Genomic DNA, 13,852 nt, shown 5'->3' with positions numbered 1-13,852 from the left:
TACCGATTAACCATTAATTGACCTTGAACTGGTCAGCGTGGCGCTGAAGGTTTTGAGCCATGGCTAGAAGCTCCTTAAAGGAGGTGGAAATGTCTTTGGAATCCTCCGAGGTTTTGTTTGCGATCCCGGCTACTTCGGTCATGGTTTTAGTAACCGATTGAAACTCTTGAGTCTGTAGCTGCGTGGCATTGGTAATACCCTCCACCAGTTGGCTAATGCGACTGGTGGCTTCAATGATCGCATTGAGATTGTGACGGGCATCTGTGACCAGATTTGTCCCTTGAGCCACCTGTTGGATACCAGTTTCCATCACCGTAGAAACCTCAGCGGTGCCCTTCTGAATCTCCTGAACGAGCTGCTCGATTTCCGTCGCCGCCTCAGCCGACTGACGCGCCAGAGTTCGCACCTCATCGGCAACCACCACAAAACCACGTCCATACTCCCCAGCGCGGGTGGCTTCAATCGAAGCATTGAGAGCCAAGAGTTGGGTTTGAGTCGTAAAGTTACTAATCAGGTTGACCACACGGGAAACCTTCTGGGACGATTCACTCAAGCGCTTAATCCGCTTACTGGTTTCCGCCACAGTCTCCCGGATGGCCAAAATCCCATCCACGGTGCGGTTCATGGCTTCATCCCCAGTCCGGACGATTTGGTTGGCCTGTTGGACAGAGGCTTCTACCTGTTGTGCGCTATTCCCCACGCCTTGGGTAAATTCAACCATCGTCTGGATTTGCTCTAGGGCTTGTTCTAGCGCCTGGAATTGTTGCTGCGCTTGCTCCGTGAGGCTGGTGAGTGCCACATCACTCTCTTGAGAGGTGTGAGCAACCTTCCGAGAGGAGTCTTGCACCTGTTGGACAATGGCACGCAGGCTTTGCAGGGTATTGTTGTAGGCATCTGCTACCGTACCCACTTCACTTTCGGTCACAGGAGCTCGGACGGTGAGATTCCCCTCCAAAGCGGGTCGCACGGCGGAGAGTAACTGCAACACTTCCTGCTGCAATGCTTCTTTGTCGGCTTTTTCCCGCTGCGCCGCTTCCGCGAGCTGCTGAGACTGGTGCTGGATTTGGTCGAGGGATTCGGCCTGTTGCAGGGCAATACCGAGCTGTGTGGCCATTTGTACGAGGAGCTTAACCTCACCTTCCTCCCAAGTCCGGAGTTCCGCGTTTTGGTAAACCGCGAGTAAGCCCCAGAGCTGATCGCCATTAAATAGAGGAGCGATCGCATACGATTTGACCCCCCACTGCTCCAGTGCCTGCTGCTCAAAGGTCAAACTATTGCTGTTGGTGATGTCGTTGACCACGCTCACTTCATTTTTACGATAAATGCCGCCCTTGGTTTCCTTCAACAGCGAATCAGTCACCTGCGCCATGTCAGTGCCTACGAGCCTCATGTAGGAGCCACCGACATCTTCAATCACAAATTCTCCACTCCAATTGGGATTGAAGCGATAGACTGCCACCCGATCCGCTTTGAGCAATAATCGTAGTTCCTGGCTGGTCGCACGCAACAGGGTAATCGGGTTGAGGGTTCCTTGCTGCAAATGTTCAGCAATGCGCTGTCCCGTTTTGTAGAGCAGGTTGATAAAGTTGGCTTCTCGCTCCGCGAGTTTGGCGTATTTATTAGACTGCTGCTCTAGTTGTTCCAGGTAATTCACCCGTTGTAAGGCGGTACCGACCCCCTGACCGACTTGAGTCAGAGCCGTGACTTCGGCATTATTCCATTGACGGGGTCCTGTGTTTTGGTAAGCGCCTAGGATACCCCACAGCTTGTCCGCGACGAAAATCGGCGCAAGCACATAAGCTTTGACTTCAAATTGCTCCAAGATTTCCAGGTGACACTCAGAGTGACCAATCGTGTAGACATCATCCACCACGAAGGTTTCACGGTTGCGATATCGACCGCCTTGAGTTTCTTGTAAATAGGTATCGGGCCAGACGGTTTGGATATCTTCCGGTCCCACCAGTTGCACCCAGCCTTTGGCTACCGACTCAGCGACAAACCGACCACTCCAGTCCGGATAGAACTGATAGACGGCGACGCGATCGCACTTGATCAGTTGCCGCACTTCTCGGTTGGTGGTGCGATAGATAGAGTCTATGTCCTGAGCATGACTGAGCTTGGTGAGGATTTTCGCCACCATTTTTTGGGTTTCAGCCATGGTGGCCAACTGGGTGGATTGCTCCTGCAACTTATTCAAGTACTGAACTTGCTCCAGAGCTACCCCACATTGATAGGCGACTTGTTTGGCAAACTGAATTTCATGTTTGTGCCAAGTACGCGGCTCACTGCATTGGTGAATGCAGAGTAACCCCCACAATTCGGTTTCTTGCATCAGTGGCACCACCAGATTCGCCCGTACTTGCAACTGGGAGAGGGTGGTAATGTAACAATCAGCGAGGTTGGCCTTGTAAATATCGGTAACCGCCCAAGTCCGACCCTTGCGATAATTCTCCGCGTGCTTTTCACCAAAGCAGTGGTCTTCAATTTTGACAGACATCGCTGGCGTGAAACCGGCCGCTACATCTTCGGACACGAGTGCCCCAGTATTAAAACCGGAGTCAGGGTCAAAGCGAAATATACCAACGCGGTCAGCTTTCAGGAGCTGGCGCATTTCTGTACAGGTGATCCGGAAAATCTGATCCAAATCAAAGGACTGGCGGATCTTGGTGACAATTTTGTTGGTGGCTTGCTCCATCTGTGCCGTTTTAGCAATCTGGCTGGATTGCTCCTCCAACTGCGTCAGGTATTCCGCTTGTTGCAGCGCGACGCCTAGTTGGGTACTCACTTGCATCAGCAACTTGGTTTCACTCTCTTCCCAATGCCGAGCACCGGTGTGTTGAAACGCGGAGAACAATCCCCACAGCTTTTGCCCTTGGAAGATCGACACGACGAGGCAGGATTTGATGCCAAATTCTTCTAAGACTTCCACATGGCAATCACTTAAACCGCCATGGTAGACATCATCCACCACTAAGGCTTCATTGTTACGGAACCGACCTCCTTGATGTTCTTTGATATAGGTGTCTTCCCAACCACTGCCCACCAGTTTAGGCCAACCCCCAGATTCGGATTCAAAGATAAAGTCACCGAAATAGTCGTCACGGAACTTGTAGATGGTGACTCGATCAACGCCCAGTAGCATCCGCATTTCGTGCGCCGCTGTCTTGAAAATGGTGCTGATATCTAAGGTCTGGCGAACCTTGTCAATCACCCGGGCGAGAGCTCGCTCCCGCTGGGCTTCTTTGGCGAGTTGCTCATTTTGAGTGTGAACTTGTTTGAGGTATTCGGCTTGTTGGAGAGCCACCCCCAATTGGGCAGAAATTTGCATCATCAAATTGACTTCGCTTTCTTCCCAATGGCGAGTCCCACTGTTTTGAAAGGCGGAAAGCAAGCCCCAGAGTTTTGTGCCTTGGAAGATGGCAACTACCAGGCAAGATTTGACACCAAATTCTTCTAAAGCTTCCACATGGCAATCGGTTAAGCCACCGTTGTAGACATCATCCACCACTAACGCTTCGTTGTTGCGGAAGCGACCGCCTTGGTGTTCGCTTAAATAGGGGTCTTCCCAACCACTGCCCACCAGTTTAGGCCAACCCCCAGACTCGGATTCCGTGACAAAGTCACCAAAATAGTCCTCGCGGAACTTGTAGATGGTGACTCGCTCCACGTTGAGCAGTTTGCGAGCTTCCTGGGTGGTGGTGGTGAAAATGGCCTCAATGTCTAAGGTTTGGCGAATCTTGTCAATGACTTTGGCTAAGGCTTGCTCCCGTTGTGCTTCTTTCGCCTGCCGCTCAGTTTGGGCTTTGACTTGTTTGAGGTATTCGGCTTGTTGGATAGCCACCCCTAGGTGGTCAGCAATCTGCATCATCAGCTTGACTTCGCTCTCTTGCCAATGGCGAGTCCCACTGTTTTGAAAGGCGGAAAGCAAGCCCCAGAGCTTTGAGCCTTGGAAAATGGCAACCACCAGGCAAGATTTGACGCCAAATTCTTCTAAAGCTTCCACATGGCAATCGGTTAAGCCACCGTTGTAGACATCATCCACCACTAACGGCTCGTTGTTGCGGAAGCGACCGCCTTGGTGTTCGCTTAAATAGGGGTCTTCCCAACCACTGCCCACCAGTTTTGGCCAACCCCCAGATTCGGATTCCGTGACAAAGTCACCAAAATAGTCCTCGCGGAATTTGTAGATGGTGACTCGCTCCACGTTGAGGAATTTACGCACTTCTAGGGTAGTCGTCTTGAAAATCGTCTCAATATCGGTGGTTTGGCGAATTTTATCAATGACACGAGCTGCGGAGCGCTCTTGCTCGGCTATTTTAGAGAGTTGCCCTGTTCGAGTCTGAAGTTTTTCCAAGTATTCTGCCTGCTGTATCGCGACACCAAACTGCCTGCCAATCAGCGCTAACATACTGATCTCCACGTCTTCCCAGTGACGCGCTCCAGAGTTCTGGAAGGCCGCGAGCAACCCCCACAGCTTTTCTCCCTCAAAAATGGGCGCGATTAGATAAGCTTTCGCCTCAAATTGCTCCAACAACTCAATGTGACACTGGGTGACACCCGCCGTGTAAATGTTATCGACGGCAGTGGTTTCTTCATTGCGATACCGACCGCCCTGCGTCTCTTGCAAATAGGTATCAGCCCAGATTTGTTGGATATTAGGCCCGACCAATGGCACCCAGTCTTGTCCGACTGACTCTGCGACAAAGTCACCACTCCAGTCCGGAAGGAAGCGATAGACAGCTACGCGATCGCACTGAAGTTGCTGCCGAATTTCTTTCGTCGCGTTGCTAAAAACGGTGGCAACATCCGAAGAGCGGAGAATGTTTTTTAGGATTTTCGCCGAGACTTTACCGATGGCTTTTTCCAGCTCAATCTTTCTTTGCTTTTGACTGCGAACTTCTCCGAGCTGAAGGTGAAGCGTTAGTTCAGTGACAATCTGATAAAGCAGGTTAATTTCAGCTTCCTGCCAAGGCCTTGAAGTCGAGCATTGTTGCACAACCAGTAAGCCCCACACTCGCTTATCTATAATGATGGGCAAACTCAGGCTGGCTTCAACTTGGTAGCGTTTGAGCAGTTGGATTTGGTAAGGAGTCGTCGTAGATGAGTCGCGAGGACTCAGAGTAACCGCTTGTTGCTGGTAGAACTCTTTCTGATTGTTACCACCAAAGATCAGAGCTGGCAGAAATGCTCCTGAACTAGGGGTATACCCAGTCAACAGCGATTCAGCCATCACGACTCCGTGGGTTTCGCTCTGGAAACGATAAATCAGAACCCGGTCTACTTTTAAATGGTCGCGAACCTCTGTAATCGTAATTTCGAGCAGGGTGTTAATCGTCTCAAAAGTTGAAGCTTGGCGCATCCGTTCGGCAAGATTTAATAACCACTGCCGTTCGCGCTTTAAGTATTCCTCCATGTCGAGGGTGAGGTTACCCTTGGCTCCGATAGAAGCCCAATCGCCATTGACATGACTCTGGGAGAGTTTGTGCTGGGGTTCAGGGCTGAGGATATGTTCCGATGGGTCAATTGTGTGCATGGTTAAAGTTTTAGTTGTTTCGAGATCGGGTTGAGTAAATGCGTCGGGAAGATCGGTGTTCTCAGGTAGAACGGTGTCGGGATGAAAAGGGGATGAGGTGTCACTGTCCGATCCACTCACCTCAGGAAGACATAAGGGTGCGCTGACGGGGTGAGGCGAGGGCAAAGATGGATCGTCAGCTTCGGAATGGCTGGGTGGGGATTCCTCCCCTTCCGTACTTTCCTCGTCTTGATGTCCTGTTAAATCGGAACAGGACGGGTAGGGCATTCCTGGATCGTCTGGAGTGGTTTCTATCGCCGTGTTTCCCGTTCCGTGATACGGCTGCCCTCCAGGTAGCAAAAACTGATTCTCAGAGGATGTCGCCATTGAGGTACAGAGTAAGTCACGCACAAGAGCGGTTCTCAATGGCAAAGGCACAGAGAAATTACCATTTGAGGAAACAGGCACGAGTGTCGGACTTTGGCTGAGATACCGCTCTGGATACCAATTAATCGGGGGTAATGCCGGGGGAAGCCGGGATAAGCTTTCTAACTCATGATCAGGGGCTAGTGCAGGTGGAAGCCGGGATAAGCTTTCTAACTCATGATCAGGGGTTAGTGCAGGGGGAAGCCGTGGTAAGCTTTCTAACTGCTCCTCAGGGGCTAGAGGTTTTGAGCTAACATTCCTCCTGAGTTGCCTCAGCCATCGCGCTGTTGAGAGAGAGGCTAAGTGTAAAGTTCTCAGGAAACTCCTCTTTGGTGTATCTTCCACAGGGGACTCCTCGTAATCGCTGTGACATCCAAGACAGTGCCGTTGTCTCCAGGCAAAGCCCCTAAGATGAAAGGCAGAAGTCTGGACGGAAATAAGCCAATGGCTGCTGGCTGAAGTTGCTGCAAGTCGTGTAATTCGATGTCGTTGACTTGCTGCACCACCAAACCCACAGATTGGTTCTTGACCTGAACCACCATGGCGACAGGAGATGCTCCTGACGCCCAGGACACGGGGGGATTGCCAACCAGATGGTTGAGGTCTATTAGCCAGAGCATTTCTCCGCGCCAATTGCAAATTCCCAAAACGCAACTGGGCATTTCTGGAACGGGCAGAATTTCCGTCACGTTCAATCTGAGAATTTCTGCAATTTGCTCTAAGGGCAGCAGCGCACTCTCTTGCGGACTCAAGGGAAAGCGAAGCAGCCGCTGGCGGGTTTCTGGAGGCAGTGGCTCTAAGGTTAGAGGGTCAAGACTTGTTGCGGTTGAGCCGCCAAACATGGAGGTGAACATTTCTAAATCCTGGTTGATTTCATCAGTCAAACCTTGGGGAGCTGAAGGTTGTTCGCGTCGCGTTCCCCATGAGGGTCGGTTAAAAGTTGAAGGTTGTTCGCGCCGCGTTCCCCGTAGGGGTAGATTTAGAGAGCATCAATCGGCTTTCTTTTAACCCCTGTTTGGCACTCATGCCTAAACGGTCGTTAATTGCCGGATAGTTTGCATTAGTTCTTGCTGATTCACGGGCTTGGGAATATAGGCATCTGCTCCGAGCATTGAACCCCAAAGTTTGTCTGCTTTGCTGCCTTTGGTGGAGCAAATCACGACAGGAATTTTTTGGGTCTTGGCATTCGCTTTGAGTTCTCGGCACAGTTCAAAGCCGCTTTGCCCTGGTAAGATGACATCGAGAATCACTAAATCCGGTTTCTGCAACTGGAGTTTGATCTGAGCCTCCTCACCACTTTTGACACTGACCACTGTTAAACCGGCCTGCCTGAGGTATTGGGTCAGCACCTCTGTTTCTGTCAAGCTATCTTCAACTAAAAGGACTGTAGTCATTTCAAAATCCTGCGAGAAAACTCTGTCATATTTGTCAAGTTGCGATGAGAGGAAAGCGGGATTCGTGGTATGCCGCTTTCTATTAGGACAGCCTTGGTAGAAGCGAAATCCTGTTTGCGTTGTCTCTATTCCTGTTTTTATGTGTGTGGTTCTTGCACTGTGCTGCTTGTGCGTTAGCACAGGAGTTAGACTGAACCTATTGTGGGTAACGAGCTTCAGCCCGGATTGATCAAAAGTCTTTGGACGTTAAGGGGTGAGTAGAGTCAACGTAGCTTGTCTTGCTATTCCCTGTTGGTGTTCGGTTGGCGTCCCAAGAGAGCGATCACTCTTTTTGGCGTAGCAGCATCTTGTCCTGGGGGACTGAAATCCTTCACAAAAGTTGGGGATAACTTTTGTCTATCAATTGAGTAGACATAGGGTCTTCGTTGTTGTCTTTCATGGATGGGACAGGTGTTGATGGCTGCATTGATTTTTGTAGATGCATCCGTAGCATATTCAGCATTTTTTCTGCATTGATGGGCTTGGCTAAAAAGCCTGAGGAACCCACCATTTTGGCCCTCACACGGTCTACAATTCCGTCATTGCTGGTGAGAATAATTACGGGTGTTTCTTTGAGAGCCGAAATACGACGAATTTGGGAACAAATTTCATACCCGTTAGCAACGGGCATGACCAAATCTAAGAAGATCAGGTCAGGTTTTTTTTCGAGTAATATCGGCAAAGCTTGCACGGGGTCGTGTATATTAATACAGCGATAGCCAGCCTCAGTGAGAATTTTATGCATGGCTAGGCTATCAATCCGGCTGTCATCAATACAGGCCACTAAGGGGCTAGGGGATTGACGTTCCAGGTTTGCAGGTTGTTCCGGGTTGACAGCCTTTGCCATCTCTTGAGGCTTAGAGGTCGTGGATGTAACTCTCTTCAGGGAATAGCTGAAGTCCTCTACTTTTCTCAATCCAATCAAGCCTTGACGAACGCAAGGCAAGATGGGTTGAATCAAAGCTAACAAGTTCCGGTTCATCTTGACGGATAAATCTCGGAAGGTTTGATTGCCATCGGCCAGAGTGCTGAGGTTGCGGTAAACAATCAGGGAGGTTTGTTCTCGCAATTTTTCAGGCTTCAAGATGACAGGAGCTAGGTTTGGTGAAACATCTTCTAAACCAGCTCGCTGCCAAGCTTCCCATAATTTCAGGGCGTACCGCCAAGCCTGAACGGCGGGAATCATGACTATTTTTGCATCTTTAAGGGTGTCTCCCAAACATCTGCGATAAAGAAGTTCTCCTCCAGAACGATAGCGGAGTTGTTCTCCCCATTGGATGATGTCGAACAGGATCTCCATTATTTGGTCTTCCACGACCGCTTGGAGTTGATCCGGTTGAATTTTGCCTTGTTTGACCATGTCGGCTAAGGCGTCGTAGTCCGACCACTGCCTCGGATTTGACTCTTTACCCGCCATTAGTCCTGGGCAGTGGCGAGACAACTGCCGATACCAACGGCGAATTGGATGCACTGTACTCGTACCCCAAATTAAACTTCCTAGGCAGAAATACAGTCTCCATTGCTGGTCTTGGCTATTTTCAAGCTTTAAATCCAACCAACCTGTAAATCGCTCTTGGCTATAAGCCTGTATTTGCTCTGACAGTTCAGCGATGCTAACGACTTCATAGTTCGTTGTCATCAGGGGCTTCAGCGAACTGATAGATGATGGAATAAGCATTGTGGCAAAGACCTCGACTGTAAGGGTAAAGGGATTCCTGACCTAAGAGCGGACGGTGGAGTTTAAGTCATACCTAGTGAGTTGTTAGTCCATTGGGGGCTGATTTACTGACTCCATATCCTGTTTCCCCAGATAAAACCCTGTAATACGCCATCAGCAAAACTGGAACGTTATAGATGGAGTCCACAACATCATGCAGGGACTATTTCTTCTTCGGTTGGCTGGTCGTAATACAAGTGGTTTTGCTGATGCCGCATTGAAGACTTCCCAAACCTCTGGACAGGGCAAGGTTATGGGCGGCGTGCAGGCTGCGCCAACCCTAATGTTCGCCACGTTATGGCTGAAGCTCCATCTGGAGACGGAAGACGCAAACAGAGTAATAGGTTGCAGGTAATAATCTGGCATGATATAGTGGATTCCAGTTGGGTGTAATACACCTGAATGGTGTACCTGCTAAATGGCTATGGCCTTTGTGTATTTCAGGGAATCGAGAATGACTATATGAGTTATCTCGCTTTGGGCCGCACAATACCTAGACCCAATCGTCAGGGGAAACCCTGTTTGGTAGAAAACCTAAACTCTTAGGACGGCACAATAGCAACCTTGATGAGAAAAGATAAAAAACCCCTGAAGCCAGCTTTTCATCAAGCCTGTTGCAATGACTGCATTAGAAAGTAAGCTAGGTTGCAGCCGTGGTAGATTGATAGATTTGGTTAGCCCTGAGAGTCGATCAAGTGTGCTTTCACTAAACTTGACGGATAAAAAACACCCCTACTAACACCCTGGGTGCATGAACCCTGTTCCCGCTTGTTCTTTGTTTAGTCGGTAAATATACTTAGATAGATTTTGGGGATTTATACAGAGTTCTGAGTATAGATCATATCCCATTCGATAGATCTACGTAAAGAGGAATCATTTTTCTCTGCCAAAATGCGTAATTAGCAGTTGCCGATTTAACGGGTTCGCTCAACTTAATCCCTTGAGAAATTGGCTAGAGCAACTGATCGGTGAGGGAGATGGGTCTACTCAGATTGAGCTTTCGGTCTTCTCCTCAAACCCATCATATCAAGAATCGGCAATCAAGTCGCGTTAACTTAGAGCTAGCGATCGCCAGGGGAGTCCTGCTATAGGCGTATGAATATCCGTAGATTTACGTAATTCATCCTTAACACCGCAACAGTCGCTCGACTTGATTCTCCGCTAGCTCCGAAATAAGCGCGTGTACTGGGTTTCATGTGCCATACTCGCAAGCGCCAATCCCCAGCCACAACTACTTAATTGTTCATCCTCTAAGGCTAAAACCTCTTGAGTGCATCGAATTAAGTCTGTGTTCAGTTCAAACAAGAGCTGTTGACCTGCCGTTTGCCCCAAGGGGATGAGTTTGACCCCAGCATTAATCAGATTAGAAGCCCAGCTATGTAAATAACCTAATACAGAGGCTGTGAGGTCAATTTGCGAGTAGGCAGCAGCAAGACCAAACGCGATCGCATAATTACACGGTGTACCCGCCGCCGAGGCCAAATCCTGTAGAGATAGGGTAGCGGATGTGGGAAGTGGAGGCGACAAATCTAGAAGCAGCCGCATCAGAGAGTTACCCATCTGCCAACTTTGCGATCGCAACTCGGTCGTTTCCTTGGTCGCCGTCAGCCAAGCATTCCAGTAGCCCAACGCCTCAACATTCCCACTCAGAACGCTCTGATAGGCTCGGATCATCACCGCTGTTTCTAAGCGAATCGCTCCATACCGCAGTTCTTGCTCTAGCCATTGCCACAAGCTTCTCTGGGTATTGACCACACCCGCTTCAAGCAAGGTTTCCAAACCATCCGAATAACTATAAGCACCCACCGGTAGGGCTGGGCTAGCCAGTTGCAACAGATTCAATAGAGAACTGGGAGATTGGTGATGATTCATGGCTAAGTGCTAAATATTGAAGGTTATTAATCTATTAGCTATTAGTCTCATCTCCCATCCCCAATCCCTAATTTTCAATTCCTTAAGCCTGATGATGCCCGTAAGCTCCGCTTTCAGGTTGAAAGGGTAGAACTTCCTCCTTAACTTCCACGCCTAGCTGTTCCAGCATTGCCTGCAAAACCGGGTCAGGAGACAAGCGTAAATAGCAAGGAGCAACTTCTAAAGGCACATGGCGATTACCCAAATGATAGGACGCTCTGAGTAAATCCACCTGCGTCTGGGATGTCACTGTGATCACAGGTTCTGGCTTAGCGACAATCCGCACCACAACATCACCCCCCTCAGCTTTCAGTAAATCCCCGTTCTGGAGGACAGTGCCTCGCGGTAAGCGCAAATAGATAACTTGACCCTCAGGCGCTTCAAAACGGTGGCGCGTTCGAGTCCGTTCCTCAGCCGTAAGCGCGAGGATAAAGCTGACAGGGATGTCTACATCAGCACTCAGACGTTGTGTAAAAGTCAGCATTAGCAGGAAATTCACAATAGCACTTGAATTAGTTGTCTTGGAGGCGAATTAACTCAGTTTGAATGCGTTGTTGTAATTCCGGATTGGATTGGGCGCTTGACGTAATTGCATTAAATTTATCCATTGTCAAGCCCTCCGTTTCGTCAATAAATTTTTTGGAGCGTTCGCAGTAGTTGACAGCAATCCCTTGAATATTTTTCGAGAGAGCAGCGAGGGATTCTGGTTTAGTGCAGGTAACATCAGGAATCGTCTCGTTATTCGTCATTTTCTGAATTTCTTCATAGGCTACCTGACGAATTGGCTCGATCGCGAGAATGGCTCTGGCATAATTTTCTATGTCCTCTGAACTCGCTGATGTCACCATGGGAGTAGGCGTTGGAGACTCAGAAGCTGGATTAGAACCACATCCAGTCAAAATCGCTGTGATTCCAGCGAACCACCCAATAGCCGCTTTAGTGAGGATGGGGGATAGGGAGATAGGGGAAAACCCCAGAGATAAACCGAGGGACTTGAGAGAAGTCGCTTTCTGCTCCACTTTATTACCCTTCTGAATTTGGCTTGAATACGGTTGGCACAATTGAGTGAAGGGGTTGTTCACACATTTAAAGATGGTACAGGACGCAGGTCAATCCTGAAAGCAACATTCTATCTGGCGATATCATCTCTAAGATTGCCACCGTGAGAGACTAAGAACGCTTGAGTTGCTGATCTCTGTGCATCAGAACCCGTCTTTCTAAAGCTGGATCTTCTTGCCGCATCTTAGTAATCGCGTTGTAGCGACCATTCGAGATACCCTGTTTTTCGATTAAATCTTCAGCTTGAGTACAGAAACGCTTCCAAATAGAAGCGACATTGCTGGAAAGTCCTTGTAATGAACAAGAACGAATTTCAGGAACTGTCCCATTGTTAGCTCTTTTAATCTCGTCGTAAGTGGCTAGGCGCAGAGCTTCAATTTTTAAGGAAGCACGAACGTATCTTGTCAATTCATCATCATTAACTGCTTGAGCGTGGGCTGAAGAACTAAAGACAACGGTATGGAAGTCTCTAGACAGCCCAGGTGTGAGTCCCGAAAGCAAGCTAATAGTCGTGAGAGTTCCTATCAGTAGGGACTGGGAGAAAACTAGAGTTAAGGAAGGTCGAGAAGAGTAAGAAGTCATCATGACGATCGCGTGCGACCAAAGAAACGAAGGAACGAATACCACGGGTGGCTAGTTTTTTTTGAACTATTTTATAGGGCAGAAGTTCCTCAAAATCCATGAAATTTAAGTAAATGGAGTCGGGAGTGGTGATAATGGGGAAAGCATGGGTCTGTGAAATGCCAATAAAATATGAATTTTACCAAATAACTTCATGTCCAATCCCTTTTTACTAATTTTGACAAACTAGGCAAAGTTCTATTACCTTCGTTTGCAGGGTTGCCAATGGTTCGCCACCTCTTTTAAGCTCGAACTCTAACTCCAGTAGCACCCGCAACGTTGAAGTCAGTTGATTTAGGGAAAGGGACTGAACTTCTTTTGTGAGAAAATAAATGCGTTTAGGGTTCCCCACCTCAGCCGCCGTCGCGATCGCTTTTTGGTCGCGTTCCCCCTCACTCATCATCAACCGTACCCATAGCCAAGTCCGAAACTGCCCGATTAAGGTAGCGACAATCTTCAACGCGGGTTCGTTTCTATTGATCAAGTCAGTCACCAATCCTAACGCTTTAGCCCCATCTCCGTGAAGCAGCGCTGTGGCGAGTTGCAAGCTGTTTTGTGTATTGGCTGTCACTAAGCTAGCAACGGTTTTTTCATCTAAAGGTTGGCCTAAATCGCCGACATAAAGTTGCAATTTTGTCAGTTCGTTGAATAGCTGTCGAGTGTCGTTACCCACTGACTCGGCTAAGAGTGTGGCAGCATCGGGGGTCAGTTGAACGCCAACGTCTTTAGAACAGGAGTGTACGCGCTGCACCAGTTCTTCTGTTTTCCAAGGGGGGATGAGAGAAAACTCCTGGATTACGCTATACTTTTGCAGCAGTTTAGTTGATTTAAGACGCCCATCAGGTCGATTGTGCGTTGTCAGTAACAAAATAGACTCTTCTGGAATCAAAGGTAGAGTACGCTCTAGTTCTGCCAGCAAATTTTCTGAACATTGCTGGCACACGGTTGTCTCTACTAACCAGACTAGACGCTTACCCATGCCAAAAGGCGGAGTCATCGCTTGATTTAGCCCTTGGATAATAGCATCTGGTTGATCGGGGGGAATTTTGTCATAGTTAAAACTAGCCCAGTTGGGGTCGAGGACTGACTCACGCAGTTGGTTTACAGCTTGTGTCAGGGTAAAGTCATCTTCTCCCCAGTAGAGGTAAATTGGCATAGTAAACACCCAAGGTT

General features: G+C 48.8%; 9 protein-coding genes. All 9 read right to left on the bottom strand.

What is annotated here, in order from left to right; translation table 11 throughout:
- Positions 1-13 precede the first annotated feature (13 nt).
- Positions 14-6,283, bottom strand: a complete 6,270-nt coding sequence (locus NDI48_14735; protein ID MEP0832427.1) for a GAF domain-containing protein — start codon at positions 6,281-6,283, stop codon at positions 14-16.
- On the bottom strand, positions 6,253-6,792 hold the full coding sequence (locus tag NDI48_14730; GenBank protein ID MEP0832426.1) for a chemotaxis protein CheW: 540 nt from the start codon (positions 6,790-6,792) through the stop codon (positions 6,253-6,255). Before NDI48_14730 ends, NDI48_14735 begins: the two co-directional genes overlap by 31 nt.
- Positions 6,793-6,966: 174 nt before the next feature.
- Positions 6,967-7,332 carry a response regulator gene (locus tag NDI48_14725; GenBank protein ID MEP0832425.1) on the bottom strand — a complete coding sequence of 122 codons (366 nt, stop codon included), beginning with the start codon at positions 7,330-7,332 and terminating at the stop codon, positions 6,967-6,969.
- A gap of 370 nt (positions 7,333-7,702) precedes the next feature.
- Entirely contained in the window at positions 7,703-9,010 is a 1,308-nt protein-coding gene (locus NDI48_14720) for a response regulator (GenBank protein ID MEP0832424.1), read from the bottom strand.
- A 1,239-nt stretch (positions 9,011-10,249) separates the two neighbouring features.
- Positions 10,250-10,960: an urease accessory protein UreF gene (locus NDI48_14715; GenBank protein MEP0832423.1), complete on the bottom strand. Its 711-nt coding sequence runs from the start codon at positions 10,958-10,960 to the stop codon at positions 10,250-10,252.
- Between the two features lie 82 nt (positions 10,961-11,042).
- On the bottom strand, positions 11,043-11,483 hold the full coding sequence (gene ureE / locus NDI48_14710; protein MEP0832422.1) for an urease accessory protein UreE: 441 nt from the start codon (positions 11,481-11,483) through the stop codon (positions 11,043-11,045).
- Positions 11,484-11,511: 28 nt separating this feature from the next.
- Positions 11,512-12,018 carry a DUF4168 domain-containing protein gene (locus tag NDI48_14705; protein ID MEP0832421.1) on the bottom strand — a complete coding sequence of 169 codons (507 nt, stop codon included), beginning with the start codon at positions 12,016-12,018 and terminating at the stop codon, positions 11,512-11,514.
- Positions 12,019-12,169: 151 nt separating this feature from the next.
- Positions 12,170-12,685 carry a DUF4168 domain-containing protein gene (locus NDI48_14700; GenBank protein ID MEP0832420.1) on the bottom strand — a complete coding sequence of 172 codons (516 nt, stop codon included), beginning with the start codon at positions 12,683-12,685 and terminating at the stop codon, positions 12,170-12,172.
- A 166-nt stretch (positions 12,686-12,851) separates the two neighbouring features.
- Positions 12,852-13,835 (bottom strand): DNA polymerase III subunit delta, encoded by a 984-nt coding sequence (gene holA / locus NDI48_14695; protein MEP0832419.1) that lies wholly within the window; start codon positions 13,833-13,835, stop codon positions 12,852-12,854.
- Positions 13,836-13,852: the final 17 nt, after the last annotated feature.

The organism is Microcoleus sp. AS-A8, from assembly GCA_039962225.1.
Lineage (GTDB): Bacteria > Cyanobacteriota > Cyanobacteriia > Cyanobacteriales > Coleofasciculaceae > Allocoleopsis.
Note: the sequence above shows the minus strand (reverse complement) of the source record. Positions and strands in the feature narration are given on the sequence as shown.

What these genes read in the sequence shown, in the direction of transcription:
- NDI48_14730 (MEP0832426.1), bottom strand. Translation starts at nt 6,792, where the DNA reads ATGTTCACCTCCATGTTTGGCGGCTCAACCGCAACAAGTCTTGACCCT.
- NDI48_14725 (MEP0832425.1), bottom strand. Translation starts at nt 7,332, where the DNA reads ATGACTACAGTCCTTTTAGTTGAAGATAGCTTGACAGAAACAGAGGTG.
- NDI48_14720 (MEP0832424.1), bottom strand. Translation starts at nt 9,010, where the DNA reads ATGACAACGAACTATGAAGTCGTTAGCATCGCTGAACTGTCAGAGCAA.
- NDI48_14715 (MEP0832423.1), bottom strand. Translation starts at nt 10,960, where the DNA reads ATGAATCATCACCAATCTCCCAGTTCTCTATTGAATCTGTTGCAACTG.
- ureE (MEP0832422.1), bottom strand. Translation starts at nt 11,483, where the DNA reads ATGCTGACTTTTACACAACGTCTGAGTGCTGATGTAGACATCCCTGTC.
- holA (MEP0832419.1), bottom strand. Translation starts at nt 13,835, where the DNA reads ATGCCAATTTACCTCTACTGGGGAGAAGATGACTTTACCCTGACACAA.